The sequence below is a fragment of the Cellulophaga sp. HaHaR_3_176 genome (assembly GCF_019021925.1).
GTDB lineage: Bacteria > Bacteroidota > Bacteroidia > Flavobacteriales > Flavobacteriaceae > Cellulophaga.
The window spans coordinates 1,032,454-1,057,553 of sequence record NZ_CP058990.1 but is presented as its reverse complement, the minus strand read 5'-3'; the positions used below and the strand labels follow the sequence as shown (position 1 = coordinate 1,057,553).

The 25,100-nt window shown below is 30.3% G+C and carries 27 protein-coding genes and 1 tRNA gene; 16 read left to right on the top strand and 12 right to left on the bottom strand.

Annotated elements, in window-relative coordinates; all coding sequences use genetic code 11:
• Nucleotides 1–64: 64 nt before the first annotated feature.
• Both H0I23_RS04515 and H0I23_RS04510 read left to right on the top strand, forming a co-directional pair.
• Complete coding sequence (locus H0I23_RS04515; RefSeq protein WP_216785271.1) at nucleotides 65–2,596, top strand: PIG-L family deacetylase; 2,532 nt, start codon at nucleotides 65–67, stop codon at nucleotides 2,594–2,596.
• A 107-nt stretch (nucleotides 2,597–2,703) separates the two neighbouring features.
• Nucleotides 2,704–4,446 (top strand): sodium:solute symporter, encoded by a 1,743-nt coding sequence (locus H0I23_RS04510; protein ID WP_216785270.1) that lies wholly within the window; start codon nucleotides 2,704–2,706, stop codon nucleotides 4,444–4,446.
• A gap of 75 nt (nucleotides 4,447–4,521) precedes the next feature.
• Here the strand turns inward: H0I23_RS04510 and H0I23_RS04505 are convergent, their stop codons facing one another.
• Nucleotides 4,522–5,367: a DUF2911 domain-containing protein gene (locus H0I23_RS04505; RefSeq protein ID WP_216785269.1), complete on the bottom strand. Its 846-nt coding sequence runs from the start codon at nucleotides 5,365–5,367 to the stop codon at nucleotides 4,522–4,524.
• Between the two features lie 224 nt (nucleotides 5,368–5,591).
• Between H0I23_RS04505 and H0I23_RS04500 the strand changes: the two genes are divergently transcribed.
• From H0I23_RS04500 to H0I23_RS04470, 7 genes are all read left to right on the top strand, one after another.
• Nucleotides 5,592–6,089, top strand: coding sequence for an SRPBCC family protein (locus H0I23_RS04500; RefSeq protein ID WP_216785268.1), 498 nt, complete (start codon nucleotides 5,592–5,594; stop codon nucleotides 6,087–6,089).
• Between the two features lies 1 nt (nucleotide 6,090).
• Nucleotides 6,091–6,783, top strand: a complete 693-nt coding sequence (locus tag H0I23_RS04495; RefSeq protein WP_216785267.1) for an SDR family NAD(P)-dependent oxidoreductase — start codon at nucleotides 6,091–6,093, stop codon at nucleotides 6,781–6,783.
• A gap of 12 nt (nucleotides 6,784–6,795) precedes the next feature.
• Nucleotides 6,796–8,103 (top strand): deoxyribodipyrimidine photo-lyase, encoded by a 1,308-nt coding sequence (locus H0I23_RS04490; protein WP_216785266.1) that lies wholly within the window; start codon nucleotides 6,796–6,798, stop codon nucleotides 8,101–8,103.
• A gap of 84 nt (nucleotides 8,104–8,187) precedes the next feature.
• A complete protein-coding gene (locus tag H0I23_RS04485; RefSeq protein ID WP_216785265.1) occupies nucleotides 8,188–8,847 on the top strand; it encodes a hydrolase in 660 nt (219 codons plus the stop codon).
• A gap of 2 nt (nucleotides 8,848–8,849) precedes the next feature.
• Nucleotides 8,850–9,257 carry a GNAT family N-acetyltransferase gene (locus H0I23_RS04480; RefSeq protein WP_216785264.1) on the top strand — a complete coding sequence of 136 codons (408 nt, stop codon included), beginning with the start codon at nucleotides 8,850–8,852 and terminating at the stop codon, nucleotides 9,255–9,257.
• Nucleotides 9,258–9,324: 67 nt separating this feature from the next.
• Nucleotides 9,325–9,771, top strand: coding sequence for a VOC family protein (locus H0I23_RS04475; RefSeq protein WP_216785263.1), 447 nt, complete (start codon nucleotides 9,325–9,327; stop codon nucleotides 9,769–9,771).
• 62 nt (nucleotides 9,772–9,833) lie between these two features.
• Nucleotides 9,834–10,400: a PAS domain-containing protein gene (locus tag H0I23_RS04470; RefSeq protein WP_216785262.1), complete on the top strand. Its 567-nt coding sequence runs from the start codon at nucleotides 9,834–9,836 to the stop codon at nucleotides 10,398–10,400.
• A 19-nt stretch (nucleotides 10,401–10,419) separates the two neighbouring features.
• On the opposite strand, the gene H0I23_RS04465 is transcribed toward H0I23_RS04470, so the two are convergent.
• On the bottom strand, nucleotides 10,420–11,382 hold the full coding sequence (locus H0I23_RS04465) for a lipid A deacylase LpxR family protein (RefSeq protein WP_216785261.1): 963 nt from the start codon (nucleotides 11,380–11,382) through the stop codon (nucleotides 10,420–10,422).
• A 144-nt stretch (nucleotides 11,383–11,526) separates the two neighbouring features.
• On the opposite strand from H0I23_RS04465, the gene H0I23_RS04460 reads away from it, so the two are divergent.
• Nucleotides 11,527–12,126 (top strand): HPP family protein, encoded by a 600-nt coding sequence (locus H0I23_RS04460; protein ID WP_216785260.1) that lies wholly within the window; start codon nucleotides 11,527–11,529, stop codon nucleotides 12,124–12,126.
• 81 nt (nucleotides 12,127–12,207) lie between these two features.
• Here the strand turns inward: H0I23_RS04460 and murA are convergent, their stop codons facing one another.
• From murA to H0I23_RS04445, 3 genes are all read right to left on the bottom strand, one after another.
• The gene (gene murA, locus H0I23_RS04455; protein ID WP_216785259.1) at nucleotides 12,208–13,515 is read right to left on the bottom strand and encodes a UDP-N-acetylglucosamine 1-carboxyvinyltransferase; all 1,308 of its coding nucleotides are present in this window, start codon (nucleotides 13,513–13,515) and stop codon (nucleotides 12,208–12,210) included.
• 16 nt (nucleotides 13,516–13,531) lie between these two features.
• Nucleotides 13,532–14,212: a DUF4290 domain-containing protein gene (locus H0I23_RS04450; RefSeq protein WP_216785258.1), complete on the bottom strand. Its 681-nt coding sequence runs from the start codon at nucleotides 14,210–14,212 to the stop codon at nucleotides 13,532–13,534.
• Between the two features lie 149 nt (nucleotides 14,213–14,361).
• Nucleotides 14,362–14,649 carry a DUF493 family protein gene (locus H0I23_RS04445; protein ID WP_216785257.1) on the bottom strand — a complete coding sequence of 96 codons (288 nt, stop codon included), beginning with the start codon at nucleotides 14,647–14,649 and terminating at the stop codon, nucleotides 14,362–14,364.
• Nucleotides 14,650–14,737: 88 nt separating this feature from the next.
• Between H0I23_RS04445 and H0I23_RS04440 the strand changes: the two genes are divergently transcribed.
• The 5 genes from H0I23_RS04440 to H0I23_RS04420 all read left to right on the top strand — a co-directional run bounded on the left by H0I23_RS04440 (nucleotide 14,738) and on the right by H0I23_RS04420 (nucleotide 19,244).
• Entirely contained in the window at nucleotides 14,738–15,280 is a 543-nt protein-coding gene (locus H0I23_RS04440; protein ID WP_216785256.1) for an AAA family ATPase, read from the top strand.
• Nucleotides 15,280–17,175 (top strand): ATP-dependent DNA helicase RecQ, encoded by a 1,896-nt coding sequence (locus tag H0I23_RS04435; RefSeq protein WP_216785255.1) that lies wholly within the window; start codon nucleotides 15,280–15,282, stop codon nucleotides 17,173–17,175. Before H0I23_RS04440 ends, H0I23_RS04435 begins: the two co-directional genes overlap by 1 nt.
• 2 nt (nucleotides 17,176–17,177) lie before the next feature.
• Nucleotides 17,178–18,125 (top strand): methionyl-tRNA formyltransferase, encoded by a 948-nt coding sequence (gene fmt / locus H0I23_RS04430; RefSeq protein ID WP_216785254.1) that lies wholly within the window; start codon nucleotides 17,178–17,180, stop codon nucleotides 18,123–18,125.
• A gap of 173 nt (nucleotides 18,126–18,298) precedes the next feature.
• Nucleotides 18,299–18,571, top strand: a complete 273-nt coding sequence (locus H0I23_RS04425) for an HU family DNA-binding protein (RefSeq protein ID WP_216785253.1) — start codon at nucleotides 18,299–18,301, stop codon at nucleotides 18,569–18,571.
• Between the two features lie 112 nt (nucleotides 18,572–18,683).
• On the top strand, nucleotides 18,684–19,244 hold the full coding sequence (locus H0I23_RS04420) for a YqgE/AlgH family protein (RefSeq protein ID WP_216785252.1): 561 nt from the start codon (nucleotides 18,684–18,686) through the stop codon (nucleotides 19,242–19,244).
• Here H0I23_RS04420 and H0I23_RS04415 read toward each other — a convergent pair.
• A complete protein-coding gene (locus H0I23_RS04415; RefSeq protein ID WP_216785251.1) occupies nucleotides 19,241–20,086 on the bottom strand; it encodes an aminotransferase class IV in 846 nt (281 codons plus the stop codon). The two genes, H0I23_RS04420 and H0I23_RS04415, sit on opposite strands and share 4 nt — an antisense overlap.
• 56 nt (nucleotides 20,087–20,142) lie before the next feature.
• On the bottom strand, nucleotides 20,143–20,526 hold the full coding sequence (locus tag H0I23_RS04410; RefSeq protein ID WP_216785250.1) for an START-like domain-containing protein: 384 nt from the start codon (nucleotides 20,524–20,526) through the stop codon (nucleotides 20,143–20,145).
• Nucleotides 20,527–20,659: 133 nt separating this feature from the next.
• On the opposite strand from H0I23_RS04410, the gene H0I23_RS04405 reads away from it, so the two are divergent.
• Nucleotides 20,660–20,733 (top strand) — tRNA-Met (locus tag H0I23_RS04405).
• Nucleotides 20,734–21,103: 370 nt separating this feature from the next.
• Here H0I23_RS04405 and H0I23_RS04400 read toward each other — a convergent pair.
• From H0I23_RS04400 to H0I23_RS04380, 5 genes are all read right to left on the bottom strand, one after another.
• Nucleotides 21,104–21,934 (bottom strand): universal stress protein, encoded by an 831-nt coding sequence (locus H0I23_RS04400; RefSeq protein WP_216785249.1) that lies wholly within the window; start codon nucleotides 21,932–21,934, stop codon nucleotides 21,104–21,106.
• 183 nt (nucleotides 21,935–22,117) lie between these two features.
• Nucleotides 22,118–22,507 (bottom strand): hypothetical protein, encoded by a 390-nt coding sequence (locus H0I23_RS04395; protein ID WP_254073651.1) that lies wholly within the window; start codon nucleotides 22,505–22,507, stop codon nucleotides 22,118–22,120.
• A gap of 19 nt (nucleotides 22,508–22,526) precedes the next feature.
• Entirely contained in the window at nucleotides 22,527–22,946 is a 420-nt protein-coding gene (locus H0I23_RS04390) for a hypothetical protein (RefSeq protein WP_216785248.1), read from the bottom strand.
• A gap of 11 nt (nucleotides 22,947–22,957) precedes the next feature.
• Nucleotides 22,958–23,377 carry a GreA/GreB family elongation factor gene (locus H0I23_RS04385; RefSeq protein ID WP_216785247.1) on the bottom strand — a complete coding sequence of 140 codons (420 nt, stop codon included), beginning with the start codon at nucleotides 23,375–23,377 and terminating at the stop codon, nucleotides 22,958–22,960.
• A gap of 18 nt (nucleotides 23,378–23,395) precedes the next feature.
• Nucleotides 23,396–24,700, bottom strand: a complete 1,305-nt coding sequence (locus tag H0I23_RS04380) for a Glu/Leu/Phe/Val dehydrogenase (RefSeq protein ID WP_216785246.1) — start codon at nucleotides 24,698–24,700, stop codon at nucleotides 23,396–23,398.
• Nucleotides 24,701–25,100: the final 400 nt, after the last annotated feature.

Sequence of the window (25,100 nt, the reverse complement as noted above, 5' to 3'; positions counted from 1 at the left end):
CTAATTTTAACGAGCTTCTTTTTATATCTTTCTATTTTTGATCACCAACTAATTTATAAAAATTATGAGTCTAAACATAAGGTTATTATTTATCACCTTAGTTATAAACGTATTTTGTTTTGCACAAGCCCCCAAAAAAAACAGTTCTTCTGATATTTACTTATCAATTCAAAAATTAAATTTTTTAGGAAAAGCATTATATATAGCTGCTCACCCCGACGATGAAAACACAAGGCTAATTTCATACTTATCTAATAATGTGAAAGCCAAAACAGCTTATCTATCTTTAACACGTGGTGATGGAGGTCAAAATTTAATAGGCACAGAGTTATCAGAACTTTTAGGTGTTTTACGAACACAAGAACTTCTTGCTGCTAGGCGTGTTGATGGTGGTCAACAGTTTTTTTCAAGAGCAAAAGACTTTGGTTTCTCTAAACACCCAAACGAAACTTTAAAAATTTGGGATAAAGATTTAGTGTTAAGTGATGTTGTTTGGGTTATTAGAAACTTTAAACCAGATGTTATCATCAATCGCTTTGATCATCGATCTCCTGGTACTACTCACGGGCATCATACCTCTTCTGCTATGTTAAGTTTTGAAGCTTTTGATTTAGCTAATAACACAAATGCATATTCTGATCAATTAACACAAACAACGACATGGCAACCGAAACGACTTTTCTTTAATACTTCTTGGTGGTTTTATGGTAATCAAGAAAATTTTGATAAAGCAGATAAAACAAATCTATTAAGTGTAGATACAGGAGTTTTTTATCCAAATTTAGGTCTTTCTAATAATGAAATTGCTGATATAGCTAGAAGTCAACATTTATGTCAAGGGTTCGGAAGATTAACTTCTCGTGGTTCTGAAAAAGAATACATTGAACTTTTAAAAGGAGATTTACCTAAAAATAAGGATAATATTTTTGATGGAATAAATACTACTTGGACCAGAATTAATGGAGGAAAAGCAATCGGAGATATACTATATGCCGTTGAAAAAAACTATAATTTCAAAAACCCATCTGAGCACTTACCTGAGCTTTTAAAAGCGTATGAGCTATTACAAAAAAGCACAGATAAAGATTGGAAAACGGATAAAACGAAAGAGTTAGTTGCTATTATAGAATCTATTTCTGGTTTATACTTAGAAGCTACAGCTAACACTTCTTCTACAAACCCTGGAGGAGAAATAGAAGTTGAAATTGAAGCTATCAACAGAAGTAAAAACAAAATTGTTTTAAAAAGTATTACTCTAACTGATGTTATTAGTAAAGATTCTATTATCGATTTAAAAAATAACATTAAATCTAATTTCAAAATTAATTATAAGGTTGCCGAAAATACCAAATACACGAATCCTTACTGGCTTAACGATAAAAGTACGTTGGGTACATATGTTGTAAGTGATCAACAATTAATTGGAAATCCAGAAACACCAAGAGCTATAAATGCTTTATTTAAATTAGAGTTTAATGGTAAAGAAATTCATATCCTAAAACCTGTAGTTTACAGATTTTCAAAACCAGATAAAGGTGAGTTATATCAGCCTTTTGAAATTATTCCAGAAGCTACAGCTCAAATAAAAGATAAAGTTTTGATTTTTGCTGATGGTAAGTCTAAACAAGTACCCATAGTTGTTAAAGCCCATAAAGATAATGCTAAAGGAGAAGTTGTTTTATCTCATACGACAGGTTGGTCTGTAGATAGTGATACCAAAGCATTCAATATTATAAATAAAGGAGATGAACAAACCTTGTATTTCACTCTTACCCCTCCTACCTCTGAAAATGAAAGTTTAATAACTCCTATCGTAAAAATAGATGGTAAAGAAATTACAAAAGAGTTAATTACAATTGCTTACGACCATATTCCGCAACAAACTGTTTTAATGCCTTCAGAAACTAAGGTTGTACGCTTAAATATAGAAAAAGCGGGCAATAACATTGGTTATATTGCTGGTGCAGGAGATAAAGTACCTGTAAGCTTAGAGCAAATGGGGTATTATGTTGAACAAATAGACCCTAGTGTAATTACTACCTCACTCTTAAAAAAATATGATGCAATAGTTATGGGCATTAGAGCTTATAATGTTGTGTCTGAACTAAAATTTAAGCAAAAAAACATATTAGAATATGTAGAAAATGGTGGCACGTTAATTGTGCAATATAATACCTCAGGAAGATGGAATAAACAATTTAAAAATATTGCTCCTTATGACCTTACACTTTCAAAAGATCGAGTAACAGATGAAAATGCTGAAGTGAAAATTTTAAATAAAAACCATTCTCTTCTAAATTTTCCTAATAAAATTACATCGAAAGATTTTGAAGGTTGGGTTCAAGAACGTGGCTTGTACTTTCCGAGTGAATGGTCGAATGAGTTTACTCCCATATTAGAAATGAATGATGAAGGTGAAACTGGTAAAAAAGGAAGTTTATTAGTGGCTAAATATGGAAAAGGAAACTATATATATACAGGTCTTAGCTTTTTTAGAGAATTACCAGCTGGTGTAACAGGTGCATACAAGCTTTTTGCTAATATGTTATCTTTAGGAAAAGAAACGGTTGTTACCAAAAAAGAATTAAAACAATAATAAAATGAACGAAAAATTTGTTTGGAAGAAGGAATACTCCATCGTTTTATTATTAAATATTATTTATGTTATTATTTTTTATTTCATAATGACAGAGAACAGATAGCATGGAGTTAATTGATTGGATTATATTGGTTGGTACACTTGCATTTATTGTAGGTTATGGTGTTTGGAAAACTAAAGGAAGTAAAAATGTTAATGATTATGTATTAGGCGGTAAAGAAGCCAATTGGACAACAGTTGGGCTTTCTGTAATGGCAACTCAAGCCAGTGCTATTACATTTTTATCTACTCCTGGTCAAGCATTTCATGACGGAATGGGGTTTGTTCAATTCTATTTTGGCCTACCATTAGCCATGGTTGTTATATGTATTGTATTTGTACCACTATATCATAAATTAAAAGTATATACTGCTTACGAATTCTTAGAGGCTCGGTTTGATGTTAAAACACGAACTCTTGCTGCGCTCTTATTCTTAATTCAAAGAGGTTTAGCTGCTGGTATTACCATATTTGCTCCTTCTATAATTTTATCTGCTGTTTTAGGTTGGGATTTGAAAACACTAAACGTAATTATTGGTACAATCGTAACAATATATACCGTTTCAGGAGGTACTAAAGCTGTAAATGTTACACAAAAGCAACAGATGTTTATTATTATGCTGGGTATGTTTATAGCCTTTTTCTTTATACTAGGTTATTTACCAGCAGATATGAATTTTAGTAAAGCATTAAAAGTTGCTGGAGCCAGTGGTAAACTAGATGTATTAGATTTTAGTTTTAACACCTCTACGAGATATACATTTTGGAATGGTATTACAGGGGGCTTTTTTCTTTTCTTGGCTTACTTTGGTACAGATCAAAGTCAAGTTCAAAGATATTTATCTGGTAAATCAGTTAGAGAAAGTCAACTAGGGTTAATTTTCAATGGTATTTTTAAAATACCTATGCAGTTTTTTATTCTTTTAGTTGGTGTTTTAGTATTTGTATTTTATCAGTACAATCCTTCTCCTTTAAACTTTAACCCTGCCGCAACAGCTACCGTTTTAGAATCAAAATATGCAGATGATTATAGATTACTGCAAGAAGCTCATGAAGAGTTAGCAATAGAAAAAAAGATTGCACAAGATAAGTTTTCGATGGCTTTAGATATTAAAGAATATGACGCCACTATTGAAGCCAAACAAAACATTATTCATATTAATGAAAAAGATAAACAAAATAGAGAAGCTGCAAGGGCTGTAATTAAGCAAGCCGATTCTGGTGCAGAAACTAATGATAAAGATTATGTTTTTATCCACTTTATATTAAACTACTTACCTAAAGGACTTATTGGCTTACTTTTAGCTGTAATACTTTCTGCTGCAATGTCATCAACAGCTTCTGAATTAAATGCATTAGGAACCATTACATCATTAGACCTTTATAAAAGACATACCGATCCAGAATCTAAAAAATCACAAGAGTATTACGTATCTATTTCTAAATGGTTTACAATGGTTTGGGGTGTAATTGCTATACTAATAGCTTGTGCCGCTACACTTGTCGATAATTTAATACAACTTGTAAATATAATTGGATCAATTTTTTATGGTAATGTATTAGGTATATTTTTATTAGCATTCTTCTTTAAATTTGTAAAAAGTAATGCTGTGTTTTTAGGCGCTATTTTAACTCAGATTCTAGTTATTGTAATCTATTATTCTTTCATATTTATATACCCATCTGGACATGAAAAAATGAGTTATTTATTATTAAATTTAATTGGTTGCCTATTAGCTATTTTTATATCCTGCTTCTTTCAATTGTTTGATAATATTTTGAAAACTAAAAATTTAGGAGATAAATAAAAATAATACGGTGAATAAAAAAGCCTCATAAAGTGTTTTACTTTATGAGGCTTTTTATGTAGTATGAAAGCTAAATTATTTAGCTCCCCACTCTGCTAATGAATCTTTATTCATTTTAACATAATCTGCATTACCAGCTGCTTCTGAAGCTGCTAAAGATTTTTTAGCTACTGCGATAGCTCCTTTTTTATCACCAGCCTTAGCGTAAATCAAAGATTGTTGTCTTAACTGCCAAAAAGCAGGAGTTTCAGCCATTGAAATAGCCTTATCAATCCATTCTTTTGCTTTATTAATATCTCTATCAGAATTTAAATAATAAACTGCTGATGCATAATAATCATTAGATCCAGGCCCAGCCATAGTTTTATCGATAGATGCTATAACAGTTGTATCCGTAGGTACGGTAAAAGGTATTACAACTTTCGTCTTATCCCATAAAATAGAAAGGTTTGCTCCATTGTTTGTCAAGTCACTAATTTCAATTGTAAATGATTCTACTTTCTCAGAAATGCTTGATGCATTTATTTTAATAGTTGCAGCAACTTTACTTGCATCCCAACTTTTAGGAGTTCCCCAGTTATTTGTGTCAGTATAAAAATTAACTTCCCAAATAGTTTCTCCTGGTATTGTAAATATTGCGTAAGTGCCTGCTTTAAGTGCTTTACCTGCTACACTTACATCTGTACTAAAAGTAACAATTGAATTATTATTAGCACCTGTTCTCCATAATTTTTCAAAAGGCACTAAATCTCCAAAAATAATCCTTCCTTTCATTGCCGGTCTAGAGTACTCTAAAGTAACATCAGTCAAACCAACAACTTGTTTAACTGTCGATAAAGGGCTAGGTTGTGGTGTGGTAATTTGAGCTTTTGCAGCTAAACTCGTAAAAGCTAACAATAATAAAATAGCTGTTTTTTTCATAATATATAAGTCATTTATTTTTAACAAAGCTACCAATAAAGGCAACCTTCATTTGTTAACGAAACCTTAAAAAAAACTAACTATTCTGTCTATTTTATGTATAAGAATCAGCAATTCACTTTAACATCTAGGCTAATTAAATCCTTTTTGTTTATACTTTATATATTTATGTTAAACAAAATATGTATTTTTGTTTATTCTTTTTCCAAAAATAAATTTCTAATATGAAGTTGTTTCAGTTAAAATCTAAACAAACATTACCAATAACACAACAAGAGGCATGGGATTTTCTATCAAACCCTAGTAATTTAAAAATAATTACTCCTTCATCTATGGGTTTTGAAGTATTATCTGGTGCTGACAGAAAAATGTTTTCTGGACAAATAATACAATATACAGTTTCACCTTTTCCTGGCTATAAAACACGATGGGTTACTGAAATTACAAATGTTAATGAAGGTTTCTATTTTGTAGATGAGCAAAGGTTTGGTCCTTATCAATTATGGCATCATAAACATTTTTTAAAAACCACTCCCAACGGTGTTGAAATGGAAGATATAATTGATTACAAAGTTCCTTTTGGTATTTTAGGCCAATTAGCTAACTCATTGTTTATCAAAAAACAATTAAAAACTATTTTTAAATATAGAGAAGAAAAGTTAATCAAACTTTTCGGAAAAGTACCTGGTATACAAAATGAGCTAGAATTAAAAAAAATATAACATGAAAAAAAATATATTATTAATAGGTGGTTCACACGGAATCGGTTTTTCAATAGCTAGTGAATTACAAAAAGAACATAATGTATACATAGCATCTAGAACTAAAGAAGAAATTCAGAATTTGAATGTTACTCATATTCCTTTTGATGTTTTGAATGATGAATTAGATACTTCTGTATTGCCTGATGAATTGCATGGTTTTGTATACTGCCCTGGTAGCATCAATTTAAAACCCTTTAAAATGATGAGTTTAGATACTTTTTATGAAGACATGGAGTTGAACTTTTTTAGCTTAGTTAAAATTGTTAAAAATATAATTAGTAAAATGAGTGTTAATTCAAGTATGGTGTTTTTTAGCACAGTTGCTGTAGGTACAGGAATGCCTTTTCATTCAAGCGTTGCCGCTGCAAAAGGAGCTATTGAGGGCTTTGCAAAATCTATGGCTGCAGAGTATGCTCCTAAAATTAGAATTAATGTAGTTGCCCCTTCTTTAATTGATACACCTTTAGCTAAAAGACTCTTAAATACGGATAAGAAAGTTGAAATAATGTCTCAAAGGCATCCTCTAAAAAGAGTTGGTAAACCTGAAGATATTGCTGATGTTTCTTTATTTTTATTAAGTGATAAAAGTAGTTGGATGACTGGACAAATTTTAGGAGTCGACGGTGGTTTATCATCTTTAAACATTAATTAGTACATTATTTATATGAATAAAAAAGTTTCTATTTTTTGGTTTCGACGTGACCTTCGATTAGATGACAATGTAGGTTTTTTAGCTTCATTAAAAGGAGAGTTTCCCGTTTTACCTATTTTCATTTTTGATAAAGAAATATTAGAAAAATTACCGCAAGATGATGCTAGAGTTTCTTTTATTTTTGAAACACTTCAGAACATGAGAGAAGAACTTCAAACAAAAGTGAATAGTTCTATCGGTATTTATTACAGTACTCCCGAAAAAGTATTTAACGAGCTTTCAGAGTCTTATAGTATTCAAGAAGTTTATACGAATACAGATTATGAACCTTATGCAAAAAAAAGGGATGAAGACATAAAAAAACTATTAGAAAAAAAGAATATAAAATTCAACACCTTTAAAGATCAGGTGATTTTTGAAAAAAATGATGTTTTGAAAGATGATGGAGACCCATACGTTGTTTACACTCCTTTTAAAAATAAATGGAAATCTATTTTTAAACCATCAACAGATTTAAAAATACACTACACCTCACAATATTTAGATAATACAATAGAACATTCTCGGTTACCCAACCTATCGTTATCTGACATAGGTTTTAAAAAATCTTCAATTACAGTACCTGAATACACAGTAACTCCTGATTTAATTGAAAATTATGAAGACACCAGAAACTATCCTGCTTTAGACGGTACATCGCGATTAGGCCCTTATTTACGTTTCGGAGTGGTATCAATTCGTAAAATGATGAAAAAGGCTATAAACGAAAAGAATGAAGTTTTTTGGAGTGAATTGATATGGCGAGAATTCTTCATGCAAATTATGTATCATTTTCCACATACCACACATGAAGCATTTAGGCCAAAATATGATAGAATTACATGGCGCAATAATGAAGATGAATTTGAAAAATGGAAAAACGGGCAGACGGGTTATGCACTTGTTGATGCAGGTATGAGAGAACTAAACACGACTGGTTATATGCACAATCGGGTACGCATGCTTGTAGCTAGTTTTTTATGTAAACACTTATTAATTGATTGGCGTTGGGGTGAAGCTTATTTTGCTGAAAAATTACTTGATTTTGATCTTAGCGCTAATGTTGGTAACTGGCAATGGGCTGCTGGTTCGGGCGTTGATGCTGCTCCGTATTTCAGAATCTTTAATCCGATGACTCAAGTTGATAAGTTTGATAAACAAAAAGAGTACATCAATAAATGGGTTCCTGACCTACAAGAACTCACCTATCCTGAAAAAATGGTAGATCATAAACTAGCCAGAGAGCGCTGTTTATCTACTTATAAAAAAGCTTTAGAATAATTATAAAAATTGATTTACTGAACGCTAAAAAACATATCTTTATTTTATAAATACTTTATCTAAAAGGTATTTTTTATTTTAAAAATGGATAATATACCCTCATTCGGCAGTCGTCTTAGAAATAATATTGTAACCGTTCCTGAAATCATTAATGAATGCTCAGGTATTAGGGTTTTCGGACAACTATTAAAATCTTTTGTATTTAGTACTGACGTTGCTATAATCAGAAATACAAATGCAAATGCTATTATAGCTGTTTACCCATTTACACCACAACCTGTAATATCAAATGCATTAATTCTTGCTGCTGATAAGCCCATTTTTTGCGGTGTAGGTGGTGGTTTAACAACCGGAGCAAGATCAATAGAATTGGCAATACATGCTGAGTTTCAAGGTGCAATGGGTGTAGTTTTAAATAAACCAACACCAAATAAGTTAATATCTGAATTAAAAGAGAAAATAGACATTCCTATTACCATAACTATCGTATCTGAACACGATGATATAAAAGGTAGAATAGCGGCAGGTGTCGATATATTTAACGTTTCTGGTGCTGCAAAAACAGCTGATATCATAAAAAAAATAAAAGATATAGACCCTAATGTTGCCATATTAGCAACAGGTGGAAAATCTGACGCTTCTATACTAGAAGCTATTGAAGCAGGTGCTAATGCTATATCATTTACACCACCTTCTACAGGCGATTTATTTAAAGAAATTATGAAAAAGTATCGAGATGAATAATAATGATAGAAATTAAAAAAATAACCACAGAAGAAACATATCATTTAAGGCATACCGTAATGTATCCTAATTTACCTTTAGAAGCTATTAAATTACCAAAAGATAATAAAGGTGAGCATTTTGCTGTTGTAAAAAATGATGTAATCGTTTCTGTTGTTTCTTTATTTTTTGAAAACAATAATGCTCAGTTTAGGAAACTTGCAACAGCTGTTTCTGAGCAAGGAAAAGGGCATGCTTCTTCATTAATAAAACACATAATAGAATATTCAAAAAAAGAAAAAACAAAAAAAATATGGTGTAATGCCCGCATTCTTAAAATTGCTTTTTATAAAAAATTTGGTTTATTAGAAACTACTAAAACATATTCAAAGGATGGCTTCGATTTTATTATACTTGAAATGGATTTATAATATATACGCTTTAAACACAAACACAATATTCGGTACTTTTTTAAGTAACTTGTGTTAAAATATAATTATGAAAAAAACACTCTTTATACTCGCTTTTATAACGTTTTTCATTGCAAAAGGGCAATCATATAATTTTACAATTGATCATGCTACTCTGATTGTAAATGATTTAAAAGCTACTGGAGAATTTTACAAAAATATTATTGGTTTACAAGAAATTGAACACCCCACAAAAGATCCTAATTTTAGATGGTTTTCTATTCAAGGTAATACTCAGCTACATTTAATTTACAAAGATGCTGTTGTTATGAAAAAACATAAATCTAGTCATATTTGCCTTTCAACAAATCAACTAGATTCCTTTATTGAAAATTTAAATAATAAGAATATATCTTATGAAGATTGGCCTGGAGAAAAAGGTGGAATAACACTAAGAGCTGATGGTGTGCGACAAATATACTTAACTGACCCAGAAGGCTATTGGATTGAAATAAATGATGCTAAGGATCTTTAAAGCATTTTAAAACTAGTAACTTTGTTATATAAACAAATAAGTTAGGCTATAAAATAAGATTTATGAAAAATAATTTAGCAGATATGATGTGTTTAGACCTTTACTTATCATCTTTAAGTAAAGAGCAAAAAAAGGATATTGAATTAAATATACCTGAATCTAATGCTAAAGTAATGCCTCTTTTATGTTGGGATATTTACAGTCAAAATTTTTACAATGAGGCCGAACGTTTGAAAAAAGAAAATGACATTAAAGAATTTTCTGCGCTTGCTAAAAAATTAAATTGGCAAAATGATATCGAAAGTATTTTTAAAGATCAGACTTTTGATGCCCTTGTTATTACAAATCTAGAAAAACAAATTGTTTGGGTAAATAATGGATTTTCTGATATGACAGGTTATACTAAAAAACATGCTATAAATAAAACACCTGCCTTTTTACAAGGTGCTAACACATCTGCAGAAACAAAAAAAAGGATTCGAGAAAAAATAGTCCAAAATATTTCTTTTACAGATGTAATTATCAACTACAAAAAAGATAAAACTCCTTACAGTTGTGAAATAAAAATTATACCTCTTTACAACTCTGAGACTACACACTTTTTAGCATTAGAAAGAGAAGTGGGATAACACCCTAAATATTCCAATATTAAAGTGTAAAACCTATTTTAAACCCTCCCCATTTAGCTGAATTACCCGAATTAAATTCTTTAGTAATAAAAGATTTTGAATATTCAAAATACAGCGTCTTTGTTTTTATAACTATACCGTAATTAAATTGGGCTGTAAATCGCTCAATACTACCTGAGCTAATATTATAAACACTCTCTTTATTGAATACACCACCTTGTAAAGTCGCATCGTAACCAACAACTTTAACAATTGGCTGAGCATATGCATATAATCGAAAAGCTTTCTCTGGTTTATTTAAAGTAAATGGAGAGTTTATGATACCTATTTGAGTGTTAAAACCTACAGATGCATTTGAAAACAAAGTTCCTAATTGCATGCTTGAGTTCGCTTGTAAAGCAAATAAGTCAGTATACCTTATTAATTGCTTTTCATAATCTACCTTATAATTTATAACTAAATCATTTTTAATTTGATTATCCCAACCACCTGGTATTTTGTTTCCTGTTACTTTGTGTATTTCAACTTGCATTTCTTTACCGAAAGCCCCTGGACCTATTAAACCTAAACTAAATGTTTGTGCTATTCTTCTTTTTCTAATACTGTCTATTGCTATATTAAAACTTTTAAGCATAATTGCAGATGAAAAAGGCCTATCTCCAAATTGGATTTCCGAACTCACATAATTATTAGGTGTAAATCCTATATGCTCAATCGAAATACCATACTTGTAATTAGATTTGTCAAGATTGAAAAATAAATGGTTTATAGGGTTTTTTTCTAGTTTAGAATTCACAAATTCTAAACTATACCCTTGTGTATAATCTCGATCAGTAGCTGAAAAAAAATCATTCTCATAACTAAACCTAAAATAACTATCACTCTTTATTTCTCTAAAAGATGTTAAATTATCTATTTTTTGAGAGATTAAAATATTAGGCAACACAAGTAAAAAAATCAACTTATATATCTTTATTTTCATACAGACACTTACGAGAATAAACATTCTTTGGTTTTAAAAACACTTCTGCATGAAAAGCAAAAACATATGCAATATTTATAATAAGAAAAATGTAATTGTTAAGTTTGCAACGATTTAAAATAAGCACAATTAAAGGCTGTTCTAATGAAAGTTAAAAACAAAATAAGCAATAAAATAAAAAGAAATGTCCGAATATCAAGGTATGTAATTTATAAAGAAACCCTTATTGATTTTAAAGAACAATTTTGGTCATTTATCGGTGCTTTTACAGGTATTGCATTAATCGCATTTTTACAATCATCATATTTACCACAATTAGAAAATATTTTATTAATTGGCTCTTTTGGTGCTTCAAGTGTTTTAATTTACGGTGCAATACAAAGTCCGCTAGCACAACCCAGAAATGTTATTGGAGGTCAAGTTATTTCAGCTTTTATTGGAGTAACTATTTTCAAATTAATGCCTGACATTGTTTGGATTACGGCTCCTCTTGCTGTTTCTGTTTCTATTGTAGCTATGCAAATAACAAAAACATTACATCCACCGGGTGGTGCCACTGCGCTTATTGCTGTTATTGGTACAGAAAAAATTAAAGCTTTAGGTTATTTTTATATTATTTCCCCTGTACTAACAGGTACTTTAATTTTATTTATTGTTGCCTTAATTTTTAACAACTTAACCTCTAAAAGAAAATACCCAACCAATACCCGATTAACAAGGGTGTTTAAAAGCAAAGGTTTATAATTTTACTAAAGACAGTATAAGAAACAAAAAGCCCGTAAAGTTTTCACTTTACGGGCTTTTAACATTACAAATATAACGTAATTATAAACGTGTTATTTTAGCACCAATAGCACGTAAACGTTCATCTATATTTTCATACCCTCTATCAATTTGTTCAATATTATGAATTGTAGATGTTCCTTTCGCAGAAAGTGCTGCTATTAATAAAGAAACTCCCGCTCTAATATCTGGAGAAACCATAGTGGTTGCTTTTAATGTAGATTTAAAGTCGTGACCAATAACTGTTGCTCTATGTGGATCACAAAGAATAACCTTTGCTCCCATATCTAATAATTTATCTACGAAAAACAAGCGGCTTTCAAACATTTTTTGATGTATTAAAACCTCTCCTTTAGCCTGTGTAGCCACTACTAAAATAATACTCAATAAATCTGGTGTTAAACCAGGCCAAGGAGCATCTGATATTGTTAAAATAGAACCATCTATATAGTTTTGAATTTCATAACCATTAATGTGTGCAGGAATATAAATATCATCATCCTTACGTTCTATCGTAATACCTAATTTTCTAAATACAGAAGGTATTTGACCTAGATCATTCCAACTTACATTTTTAATTGTAAGCTCACTTTTTGTCATCGCAGCAAGACCAATCCAACTACCTATCTCAATCATATCTGGCAACATACGATGCTCAGTACCACCAAGTGTATCTACCCCTTCAATTTCTAATAAATTAGAACCGAGACCTGTAATTTTAGCCCCCATTCTATTTAACATTTTACAAAGCTGTTGAAGATAAGGCTCACAAGCGGCATTATAAATTGTAGTTTTTCCTTCTGCAAGAACAGCTGCCATTACTATGTTGGCAGTTCCAGTTACCGAGGCTTCATCTAAAAGCATATAAGTACCTTTTAGCTTTTTAGCTTCTACACCATAAAAATGTTCTTCTTTATTATATCTGAATTTAGCACCAAGGTTTATAAAGCCCTCAAAGTGTGTGTCTAATCTTCTTCTGCCAATTTTATCGCCTCCTGGTTTAGGAATGTATCCTTTTCCGAAACGTGCTAATAAAGGACCAACAAGCATAATAGAACCCCTAAGACCTCTACCGTCTTCTTTAAACTGATCTGATTGCAAGTAGTCAAGGTTTACATCATCTGCAACAAAACTGTATGTTCCTTTACCTTTTTTCTGAATTTTAACGCCTAAATCTTCTAATAAAGCGATAAGCTTATTTACATCAACAATATCAGGAATATTGCTAATAGTAACAGGCTCTGCTGTTAAAAGTACTGCGCATAAAATTTGTAATGCTTCATTTTTTGCTCCTTGAGGAGTAATTTCGCCACTTAGTTGGTGACCACCTTCAATTTTAAATGTCCCCATTTAATGCTGATATATTTTAGAATCGCTTTTTATTGCGATTATTATTGTTAGTATTTCTATTATTCTTTTTTGCCAGATTATTAGAACGATTTGAATTTTGTTTTGCTGGTCTATTTTTCAAAAACTGACCACTATCTGTAAGTGTTTCATCTTCAGACAAATCTATTTGACCATCGCTTAACTCAAGTAGATGTTTAAAGATAATCTTATCTTCAACCGTATCTTTATTCCAATTTAAATAACATTTTTTCATGTGATTTGCGATGGCATATTCCAAACCATCACGCTTATCTCCTTTTTCCCAAGAAATAGCTACATCAATCATCAATTTTATGTTATTACCATAAAAACGATATTTTGGGTAGTTTTGAGGGTATGCGAGAGATTCTGGTCTTTCTCTAAGCATTTCTTTTGTAGTAATTGGGTACGGAGAGTCTACTTTTAATTTAAAATCAGACATGATAAAAAGTTGATCCCATAATTTATGTTGAAAATCAGGAACATCTCTAAAGTGTGGCTGCAAATTACCCATTACGCTAATAATAGATTGTGCTATTTTATTACGCTCTACATCATCTTCAATTGACATTGCGTAATCTACCATTTTTTGAAAATGACGTCCATACTCAGGAATAATAAGCTGAGGACGCTCTGTATTGTATTCTAAATTGAATACCTCGTTGTTTGCTAAACTCAAATTGAAAAGTTTTTCTTAATAATTATAAAGAGGAAAGTATACTCTTAAAGCATGCAAAATAACAAAAATCTTGTATATATACTAAGGTTATATGATTTATAAATTGAATTAGATTGCAATTAAACCTTAATATAGGAAAACCTGACGTTTTATAGCGATATTACATCTTTTACTTCACCTACAGCCTTATATTTTTCAATAATAGCATCAGGCCCATCCATTTCTAAATTTATAGAAACACTAGTATACTTACCATTCTTAGATAGTTTTTTTGAAACAACAGCCTTTGTATCATCAAATATTGATTCAATTTCCTTTATAGCCGAACCAGCTGTAGGTACTATAAACTTATAAGGATATATTGATGGCCATGAAGACGTTTCATTTAGTCTTTCTTTTAATGTCTTATAAAATTCTACTTCTTTTTCTGATTCCATCTTAATCTTTTTACAAATATAAAGTTTCAATGCCAATTTTTTTGTCAATATGCTTTCATTACTTTTGTTAATTGAAAAAAGACAGCTTTTGAGTACAAAAAAAATAGTAATCGCAGGTGGACCAAGTACAGGAAAAACTTCTGTAATCAATTATATTGAAGAAAAAGGTTTTAAATGTTTTCACGAAATATCAAGACAAGTAACTTTACAGGCCAGAGAAGAGGGTATAGAACAGCTTTTTTTAACTGATCCTGTTTTGTTTAGCAAACGGATACTTGAAGGAAGAATATCACAATTTAAAGATGCTGAAAACCATATTGATTCTTTAGTTTTTTTAGACCGTGGTATACATGATGTGATTGCTTATTTAGATTGTTTTGGCACTGAATATCCTGAAGAATTTACTACCACTAGTAAACAATATACTTATGATGCTATATTTTTATTACCGCCTTGGAAAGAAATACATACATCTGATAATGAGCGATATGAGAATTATGATGAAGCTGTAAAAATCCATAAACATATAAAACAGACTTACGAAAATTTCGGATACAATATAATTGATGTTCCTAAATTAAGTATTGAAGAACGTGTTATTTTTATACTAGAAAAACTAAATTTAAACTAGTGCAAAAAAACCCAAAAGATATTCTAAAGCAGTATTGGGGCTTTTCAGAGTTTAAAGAATCTCAAGAGCAAATTATCACTTCTATTTTAGATCAAAAAGATGTACTTGCATTACTACCTACAGGAGGAGGAAAATCTTTATGCTTTCAAATACCTGCTTTAGCAAAAGAGGGTATTTGCATTGTCGTATCTCCGCTTGTTGCTCTAATTAAAAATCAGGTAGATAATCTAAAAAGTAAAGGTATAAAAGCCATTGCTCTAGCTGGTGGAATAGGTAATAATGAGCTTGTAGATTTGCTTGACAATTGTTTATATGGTAATTATAAATTTTTATACCTATCTCCTGAACGATTACAGCAAGAAATAATTAAAGACCGCATTCAACAAATGAATGTCAGTTTAATAGCTATTGATGAAGCACACTGTATATCACAATGGGGAAACGACTTTAGGCCTGCTTATCTAGCTTGTTCTATATTGCGAGATTTGGCTCCGAATGCACCAATGATTGCTTTAACAGCTACTGCTACACCTAATGTTGCAGATGATATTATTAAAAATTTACAGTTAAAAGATCCCTTAATACAGAAAACATCTTTTTCTAGAGAAAATATTGCTTTTTCAGTTAAGTATGATGATGATAAAGAATATCAACTAAAAGAAATTTTATTCCAAAATAAAAAAAGTGCAATTGTATATGTAAGCACTCGAAAAAATACCATGCAACTTTCTAATTTTTTAAATCACCATAAAATAAAAGCAACTTTTTACCATGGAGGATTAACTAAAAAAGAAAAAGACGATCGCCTAGAGCTTTGGCTACAAGATAAAGTACAAGTTATGGTTGCTACTAATGCTTTTGGTATGGGTATAGATAAACCAGATGTTGGTACTGTAGTTCACTTTCAAATACCTGATAGTGTTGAGAACTATTTTCAAGAAGCAGGAAGGGCAGGAAGAAATGGAGATGATTCTGAAGCTATTTTATTAATAAACAAAACGGATGAAGTTAGAACTAAAGAACAATTTTTTGGCGGTTTACCAGATGTATCTTTTCTTAAGTTATTATACAAAAAATTAAATAATTACTTTCAAATATCATTCGGAGAGATTAGTGAAGAGCCTTATCAATTAAATTTCAATGCTTTTTGTGACACCTATAAACTCAATAAATTTTTAACATATAACGGGTTAAGAGTTTTAGATCAAAACTCTGTAATTGCTTTATCTGAAAATTTTTCTAAAAAAACAAGCATACAATTTATAGCTACCAAAAATCAGGTTTTCGATTACATTGAAACCTACACAAAAAGCACTCTAATCATACAGACTATTTTAAGGTCGTATGGCGGTATATTCGATTATAATACAAAAATAAATACATGGTCACTTTCTAAAAAAATAAACGTTCCAGAAATTGTAATAGCAAAAACACTTGAACAATTAGAAAAAGATAAGATTATAACCTATACCGCACAGCACAATGATATTGAAATTGAGTTTTTAGTCCCTAGAGAAGATGATAGTACTATTAACTTATTTGCAAAAAAAGTAGAACAATTAATTACTCAAAAAACTAATAATATAGAGGCTATACTAGCATATATTAAAAACGATACAATTTGCAGAAGCGAGCAGTTATTGAGTTATTTTGGAGAAAAAAGAAAAAAATGTGGTAAGTGTGATGTTTGTTTAAAAGCACCGCCTATATCAAATGAAATAATTGAGTTAGCCAAAGAGACTGTAATTAATGAATTGAAAAAAGAACCACAAAGCTCTAGACAACTAATTCGTACTATATTATATAAGGAAGAAGTTATTTTCGGCGCATTACAATCTTTATTAGAAAACGGAGAAATAGAAATTAGTTCAAAAAACGAATATAAAATAATATAAATATGAATAAGCTACGAATAGTATTTATGGGTACTCCTGATTTTGCAGTTGGTATTTTAAATACACTTGTGCAAAACTCTTATGATATTGCAGGTGTTATAACAGCTCCTGATAAACCTGCTGGGCGTGGTAGAAAGCTACAAGAGTCTGCTGTAAAAAAATATGCAGTAGAAAACGACTTAAAAGTTTTACAACCTACCAATTTAAAAAACGAAGAATTTTTAGAAGAGCTTAAAAATCTTAATGCCAATTTACAAATAATTGTAGCCTTTAGAATGTTACCAAAAGTGGTTTGGGATATTCCTGAATTTGGCACTTTTAATTTACATGCATCACTTTTACCTGACTATAGAGGTGCTGCACCTATTAACTGGGCAATTATTAATGGTGAAACTAAAACAGGCGTTACTACTTTTTTTATTGATGATAAAATTGATACAGGAGAAATTATATTGCAATCAAAAACAGACATTACTCCTGATGAAACAGCAGGAACATTACATGATAAATTAATGCTATCTGGTGCTGATTTAGTTTTAAAAACGGTAAAGACTATTGAAGAAGGAAAAGTTATAACTCAACCACAGCCACAATCACATATTGAAAAGGTAGCCTATAAAATTCATAAAGATACTTGTGAAATAGATTGGACGAAACCAATTGATGATATATACAATCATATTAGAGGCCTAAGCCCCTACCCTGCATCTTGGACAACATTATATAATAATAAAGAAGAATTGTTTCTAAAAATATATGATGTAGCTATGGAGAAAGAAAATCATAGTCTAAAAACTAAAACAATCATTTTTGATAAAAAAACAATAAAGGTTGTAGTTGCTGGAGGTTACATTCAACTCTTAGAAATTCAATTACCAGGAAAGCGAAAAATGAAAACCCAAGATGTATTAAATGGTTTGAAATTAGAAAAAAACGCTCAAGTCGGCTAAAGCCTTGCTATCAGTACGCTCGATGAAATGTAAAAAAAACCCTACTTTATCAACAAACACCTATAGTTATTAACAAAAACGCCGATTTCCCCTTGTTTTACTTGCGTTAGTGACAAATCCTTATAATTTTGTTAAGGTATAGAAATTTTAACAACAATTAATTTATTAAAATTATGAACAAAACAGAATTAATCGATGCAATGGCGGCAGACGCTGGTATCACAAAGGCAGCTGCAAAGAAAGCTTTAGAATCTTTTTTAGGAAATGTTGAAGGTTCTCTTAAAGACGGCGGTAGAGTTTCTTTAGTAGGTTTTGGATCTTGGTCTGTATCTAGAAGAGAAGCTAGAGATGGTAGAAATCCTCAAACAGGAAAAACTATTAAAATAGCAGCTAAGAACGTTGTTAAGTTTAAAGCTGGTGCTGAATTAGCAAAAGCAGTAAACTAAGAAATAACTTAGAAATATAATTGAAGCACTTCTTTACGAAGTGCTTTTTTTTATCAAAGGTTTTCATAAATATAATTTTTATCTTACTTTAGGTAATATAACCATTGATTAGATGATAAAAATTCAACCTGAAAAAGGAAAGTTACTTATAGCTGAACCAGCATTAACTGGTGATGTTTCTTTTAGCCGCTCTGTTGTTTTACTGGCTGAACATAACTGTGATGGATCTGTAGGTTTTATTTTAAACAAACCTCTTGAATACACCATTAACGATTTAGTTTCTGAGATATCTGCTAGCTTTCAAGTATTTAACGGCGGACCTGTAGAACAAGACAACCTATACTTTATTCACAAAGTCCCAAACCTAATAGACAATAGCATCGAAATATCTGATGGTATTTATTGGGGTGGCGATTTTGAAAAAATTGTACAACTTATTAATTCGGACCTTATATCTGAAGATGATATACGTTTTTTTTTAGGATACACTGGGTGGGAATCTCTACAATTAGACAAAGAACTTACTTCAAAATCGTGGGTAATTGTACCTAACGAATACGAAAGTGATATTATTCAGAAAAAACCTGATGCTTTTTGGAAAGAAAAAATGGTAGAATTAGGCGGAGATTACCTTCTTTTTTCTAACACCCCTGAAAATCCTAGTTTAAATTAGCCTAACCTAGCTGCTGCATTTAATTTTCCTAAAAGATCTTTAGCAACCGTATTCGCATACATTTTCTTTCGGTATTTTGTAATAGGCTGTATGCCTACAATTGCATTTGTAATAAATAATTCATCTGCTTTCTGTAATTCAAAAGGAGAAATAGAAGTTTCTTCGAGTGTGTAGCCTTCTAGTTTATTTAATATTTCAATTAGTTTTTTTCTTAATATGCCATTAATACAACCATCTTTTTTTGGAGGTGTTTTAATAGTTGTACCAGAAACCATGAAAATATTACCATTTAAAGCCTCTACAACCATTTTCTGGTTGTTAAGTAACAAACAGTTTGCATAATTGTTTTCTTTCGCAAAAACGCTGCCTACAACGTTTAATATTCTATTATTAGTCTTTAATGTAGAAAGCATATCTTGATTTACATAAAAATCTTTAAAAAGCTCTACTTCGTAATCTGAATCATTTATAATAAAAAACGTATGATCTAGCTTTTTTGCTTCAATTACGAAAGAAACATCGTTTGTTTTAGGGAGATATAAGCCTCCATTATTTCTAAAAATGGTCAATCGTATTCTAACAGGTGCGTTATCTAAAGTATTTGAAGCTATCGTTTGTAATATTTGATCTTCTAAATATTCCATTGTAAAGCTCATAGGAATTTGCATTCTCAAAATTCGCATAGAAGCCATTAAGCGTAAATAATGATCTTCCCAAAAATAAATTTTATTGTTTACAACTCGTATTGTCTCAAACAATGAGTCTCCATAGCGAAGCCCTCTATTTTCTTGGTTTAAAAAAAAACTATCTTCAGAATGTTGTTTCCCGTTAAAATTAAGCATAAAAAAACCTTGAATAAATTCAAGGTCAAAGATATTGTTAATATGACAAATAACCTTTAAGCAGAGCCTAAAACTTGCTTTAAACTACCTACTTGATTAGTCCACAACATTTTAGCTTCATCAATTTCATCTTCTTCAGCAAAATCTGAAATAAATAAAGATACATCTGATGTTATTTCGTCAACTATTATACGCATTTCAAAAAAGCTATCATCTTCTTCGTCAACCCAAGTGAATTTTACAAATTCATCACTTTTTCTTTTTAAGAGTTTTGCTTCTTCTTCAGACCCGTCCCAAATAAAAAAAAACTTCTCTCCTCTTGAATTTACGTTATCTGCAAACCATTCAGAAAGTCCTGATGGTGTTGACAAATAGCTATATAGTAATTGAGGTGATGACTGTATCACAAACTCAATTTCGAATTTTACTTTTTCACTCATTCTAAATATATTTTCAATGGGCAATATAAATATTTATATATTATTAAAAAATTAAAAGATGATAATATTTTTTTCAATCTTATTTTGATAAGCAGGAAATTAAAGTATATATTTGCAGCCGTTAAAAAAACATGGCGAGGTAGCTCAGTTGGTTAGAGCGTCGGATTCATAACCCGGAGGTCACGAGTTCAACTCTCGTTCTCGCTACTAATAAAATCAGTAAAAGTCAAGAAGTTAATTCTTGACTTTTTTTTGTTTAATATATTTTTGACATTTACTATCTATTAAATAATCAACACTAATTTAACTGCTATTTTGTTAAATTAATAAAAATACCGAACCAAACATACGTAATTACAAAAATACAGGCAAAGCACCTATATACTTAATATAATACACTTTCCCTTTTTTTATTTTTCACTCCATAGATAAACCAATAATTCTGTTAATTCTGTAGCTAAAAAAATAGCCAATAATCTTCCTTAATTATATTTTATATTCTTATAATCTATAAGAAAGTATTTTACTTTAAGATGATAAATAAGCCTAAAAGCATAAAAAAAGATTAAAAAATCACTTATTGATGTATTGTTAATACTGTATTTGTATTTATTTTTTTTAAAATTGAAATGACATTAGACTTATAAAGACCAATTTTTCTAAATAAGTCTGGCTTTTTATCTATAATACACAGAATACCCTTAATATTAGATGCAGCATAATCTTTAAGACGGTATGATGATTTTATATATTCTAAACCTATTGGTTCAATTGAGAATTTAGCTAAATAGTTAATTAAGCCTTCTAAATTATTACATGCTTCTTTTGATAAAGAATTTTGCTTTTCAAGCACTAATACACCAACCCTAAAGTTAGTATTAGTTAAGGTTCTACAAAACCTATCAATTTCATTAATATTAATCTTTTGTTTAAAGTCTGAAGCAATGGTAAGGTTTATACCATCACTAGAACTAGCATGTGGAGGAACAATTAGAATAGGGCAATTTCTAACTTTTTCTAATATACTTTCTGTAGTATTTCCTACATTCTCCTTAGCTCTACCAGTTAAAATAATTAAGTCTGTACTTAGTTCTTCAACATTCTTTTTTATACTATCTGTCAGATTCATACAATTAGAAATTGCATTAAATGCGTGTTTAGTATTTTTAGATTTGAGTGTATATCGCTCTACCAATTTCCATAACTGTTCAATCGATTCTTTTTTAGGTTTATCGAACCACTCTTCATCTGCCTGAAGCATCTCAATTGCATTTAAACCTGAAAGACCATAATTATATGCATTCAAAAAATAAAATTCGCACTGCTCGTTTGCAAAAAGTTCAGTCACATAATCTATCGTCTGATAACTATTAAGTGACAAGTCTGTTGGAATTAAAATTTTTTTCATCTTTTAGTTATTTTAAATGTGGTTCTTTTCATTAAATATTTTTCTCAGGCTAACCGCAAAGTCAATCACCTTTGCGGTTATAAATGCACAAAATCTATGATAACATTAACTAACTTAAAATCAATTTATTTACTATTGATTAATCATGATTTTGTGTGCCTAAGAATAATTTATCAGTTTTAATTATTGACGCTTAAACTTCTTTAGAAAAGAATAAATTTGATTCTTAAAAACTATTTGTTCTTTCACCAATTCTAAATAATTCTGTCGTTTTTTTTCATGATATTTTGACCTAACAGCATTATACTCGACTTTTCCATATTCATATTCTGTTTTAAGTTCTTGCTCATATTTACATAAGCTTGCCATATTTAAAATATTTTTTCTTCGAATAGCTAAAATTGAATGTGAAAGTGAAGCATTTTTTATAAGCTGCTTTTCAATTACCGACAGATGATCTAGTTCATTATTAAAAGATTCTAACGTACTTATCCAAGTGCTTGCTTCGTTTAAGTCTTTTTCTATGCAAAGCCTTCTATGCATATCTATTTTATATATTGAAATTGAAGTCAAACGTTATTGAGTATAAAAATTAATTAGCATCTAAAAGAGTAAACTTGCCCTGTACTTTGTTAAAAAACTCATCTTTAAGCCTTCTATATTTATCTAAATGATATAAATAACTTCTTCTGTAACTTTCATGCTCTGTAATGTAAATCATATCACAATCCATATCTTCACATTCTATAATATTAGACCTTGAGGTTGCATATTTCTGAAGCGCATTTAATAACGTTTCATTTTCACCTTCTTTTTTTTGAAAGCGCTCTACAACAGTGTCATCATTAAATTTATTTTTTAAATCTTTACTCGTTATCCCTATTAGATTGACCAATTCTTTTTTTATATATTTTAAATGATTAATCCAATTATCTAACTCCATCGTATTAATTTTGTGTGTTATATCTACATCTGTATCGTGATTATATATTGTTGTATTTAAAGTTTTCATATTTTTAAATTTTAAATTACTAAATCAAACTCACTAAAGTTTTTTGCTTGTGTTATTTCAACTATTTTAAGTTGCTGTTTACCTTTAGGAAAATCCCATAAAATAGCATCATCTTTTGAGTACCCTATCAAAGCAGAACCTAATGGCGTGAGAATAGAAATTTTATTTTGGCTCAAATCCTTATCTGTTGGGATAACAACTTGCACTATTTTTTCAATACCATTTTCAAAAACTACCGTAACCTTACTATTAAACCTTATCACATCATAAGGCATTTCTTCTTCATCTACAATGTGAGCTGTTTTTAACTCTTCTGATAATGATGTTAAACACTTTTGAGTTTGGAGATCACCAACATATCCAGATATATTAAGTATGCGTTTTAGATATACATACTCTTTCTTTTCTAATATTAAACTTCCGTATTTCATATCTTTTATTTTTAAATTTTAAGGAAAAATTCCTCTTTGTATATATGCTTTTTCAATACGCTCTATAGCAATACAGAATGCTGCTGTACGCATATCAACACCTTCATTTTTAGAATAATTATAAACTTTATCAAAAGATTCTCTCATCTTTCTATCCAATTTCGCCATTACTTCTTCCTGCTGCCAGATCTCTCCATTTCGGTTTTGCAGCCATTCAAAATAACTACCAACCACACCACCCGAATTACATAAAATATCTGGTATAATGGTTATTCCTCTATCTAATAGTATTTTCTCTCCCTCAACATTTGTTGGCCCATTTGCACCTTCAGCAATAAGTCTTGCTTTTATTCGAGGTGCATTTTGTTTGGTAATTTGATTGCCCAATGCTGCAGGTATGCATATATCACAATCTAGAGTGAAAAATTTATTTTCACCTACAGGCTTTGCTTTTGGAAAATCGACAATACTCCCATCGTTAATTTTGCTATACTTAAATAAATCATCAACATTTATTCCTTTTTGATTTTGAATACTTCCGTAAGCATCTTGAACTGCAACTAATTTAACGCCATCTTTTTCTAAAAAATGAGCTGCCCAATAGCCAACATTACCAAAACCTTGAACAATAAACTTTTTACCAACTAAATTCTCATTATTTTTCTCTGCCCAAAACTTAATAGACAAATACACTCCATAACCTGTAGCTCTGTCACGGCCTTCTAACCCTCCACTTCCGTCTGGTTTACCTGTAACTACATGTTGATTTGCTGTACGTTCTGCTGGCGGACGCGTACTCATATAAGTATCTGCAATCCAAGCCATAGTTTGGCTATTTGTATTAACATCTGGTGCAGGTATATCATGTTCCGGTCCAATATTATCTGCTAGAGCAAACGTAAATCGTCTTGTGATTCGTTCTAATTCTGATTGTGAATATTTTGAAGGATCTAATTTTATACCTCCTTTACCTCCACCATAGGGTAAACCCGCTAATGATGTTTTCCAGGTCATCCACATTGCTAAAGCTCTAGCTGCATCAATATCTACTGTTGGGTGGTATCGTAAACCGCCTTTATAAGGGCCCAAAGCATTGTTATGCTGAACTCTATACCCTTTAAATATTTCAACTTCTCCGTTATCCATTTTCACAGGAAAATTGACAACAATTTCATTATTCGTAATACTTAATATTTTTCTAATGTTTGGATGTAAATTAATCTGATCTGAAGCACTATTAAATTGATCCATCACATTATCCATCATACCTCTTACTGGAGCCTTTTTAGTGCCTTTTTTTAATTCTGGTGCCAATGTTATCATTTCTAGTATTTTTTAAATTGTAGCTTAATTGTTAGAATTAAATTTTAAACTAATTCTAAATGTTTTTTTTGATATTTTTTTGATAGCGGTGTTATATTTTTATTTGATAACTCTTCATCAAATTCACTACACGACCAAACCTTACCTTTTTGTATTGTTAATACACAGTTGTTACGATATGTGCAACTCGGACAAATATTAAAGTGATTCATAATTAAACTAATAAATGTTATACCTATACATAAAGGCAATGCTTATGCCAAAGCAAATAAGGTTCAGATTAAAAAACACGAAAACCCTTTATATTAAAGGGTTTAAAGCGCTATGAAGTAAGTTTTAATTAAAGACAGGTACTGTATAAAATTACCCATACGGGTATAAATGAATCAGTGATAAATAT

Coding starts and splice junctions, on each gene's coding strand:
- H0I23_RS04515 (WP_216785271.1), top strand. CDS start 65: ATGAGTCTAAACATAAGGTTATTATTTATCACCTTAGTTATAAACGTA.
- H0I23_RS04510 (WP_216785270.1), top strand. CDS start 2,704: ATGGAGTTAATTGATTGGATTATATTGGTTGGTACACTTGCATTTATT.
- H0I23_RS04505 (WP_216785269.1), bottom strand. CDS start 5,367: ATGAAAAAAACAGCTATTTTATTATTGTTAGCTTTTACGAGTTTAGCT.
- H0I23_RS04500 (WP_216785268.1), top strand. CDS start 5,592: ATGAAGTTGTTTCAGTTAAAATCTAAACAAACATTACCAATAACACAA.
- H0I23_RS04495 (WP_216785267.1), top strand. CDS start 6,091: ATGAAAAAAAATATATTATTAATAGGTGGTTCACACGGAATCGGTTTT.
- H0I23_RS04490 (WP_216785266.1), top strand. CDS start 6,796: ATGAATAAAAAAGTTTCTATTTTTTGGTTTCGACGTGACCTTCGATTA.
- H0I23_RS04485 (WP_216785265.1), top strand. CDS start 8,188: ATGGATAATATACCCTCATTCGGCAGTCGTCTTAGAAATAATATTGTA.
- H0I23_RS04480 (WP_216785264.1), top strand. CDS start 8,850: ATGATAGAAATTAAAAAAATAACCACAGAAGAAACATATCATTTAAGG.
- H0I23_RS04475 (WP_216785263.1), top strand. CDS start 9,325: ATGAAAAAAACACTCTTTATACTCGCTTTTATAACGTTTTTCATTGCA.
- H0I23_RS04470 (WP_216785262.1), top strand. CDS start 9,834: ATGAAAAATAATTTAGCAGATATGATGTGTTTAGACCTTTACTTATCA.
- H0I23_RS04465 (WP_216785261.1), bottom strand. CDS start 11,382: ATGAAAATAAAGATATATAAGTTGATTTTTTTACTTGTGTTGCCTAAT.
- H0I23_RS04460 (WP_216785260.1), top strand. CDS start 11,527: ATGAAAGTTAAAAACAAAATAAGCAATAAAATAAAAAGAAATGTCCGA.
- murA (WP_216785259.1), bottom strand. CDS start 13,515: ATGGGGACATTTAAAATTGAAGGTGGTCACCAACTAAGTGGCGAAATT.
- H0I23_RS04445 (WP_216785257.1), bottom strand. CDS start 14,649: ATGGAATCAGAAAAAGAAGTAGAATTTTATAAGACATTAAAAGAAAGA.
- fmt (WP_216785254.1), top strand. CDS start 17,178: ATGAATAAGCTACGAATAGTATTTATGGGTACTCCTGATTTTGCAGTT.
- H0I23_RS04425 (WP_216785253.1), top strand. CDS start 18,299: ATGAACAAAACAGAATTAATCGATGCAATGGCGGCAGACGCTGGTATC.
- H0I23_RS04420 (WP_216785252.1), top strand. CDS start 18,684: ATGATAAAAATTCAACCTGAAAAAGGAAAGTTACTTATAGCTGAACCA.
- H0I23_RS04415 (WP_216785251.1), bottom strand. CDS start 20,086: ATGCTTAATTTTAACGGGAAACAACATTCTGAAGATAGTTTTTTTTTA.
- H0I23_RS04410 (WP_216785250.1), bottom strand. CDS start 20,526: ATGAGTGAAAAAGTAAAATTCGAAATTGAGTTTGTGATACAGTCATCA.
- H0I23_RS04400 (WP_216785249.1), bottom strand. CDS start 21,934: ATGAAAAAAATTTTAATTCCAACAGACTTGTCACTTAATAGTTATCAG.
- H0I23_RS04390 (WP_216785248.1), bottom strand. CDS start 22,946: ATGAAAACTTTAAATACAACAATATATAATCACGATACAGATGTAGAT.
- H0I23_RS04385 (WP_216785247.1), bottom strand. CDS start 23,377: ATGAAATACGGAAGTTTAATATTAGAAAAGAAAGAGTATGTATATCTA.
- H0I23_RS04380 (WP_216785246.1), bottom strand. CDS start 24,700: ATGATAACATTGGCACCAGAATTAAAAAAAGGCACTAAAAAGGCTCCA.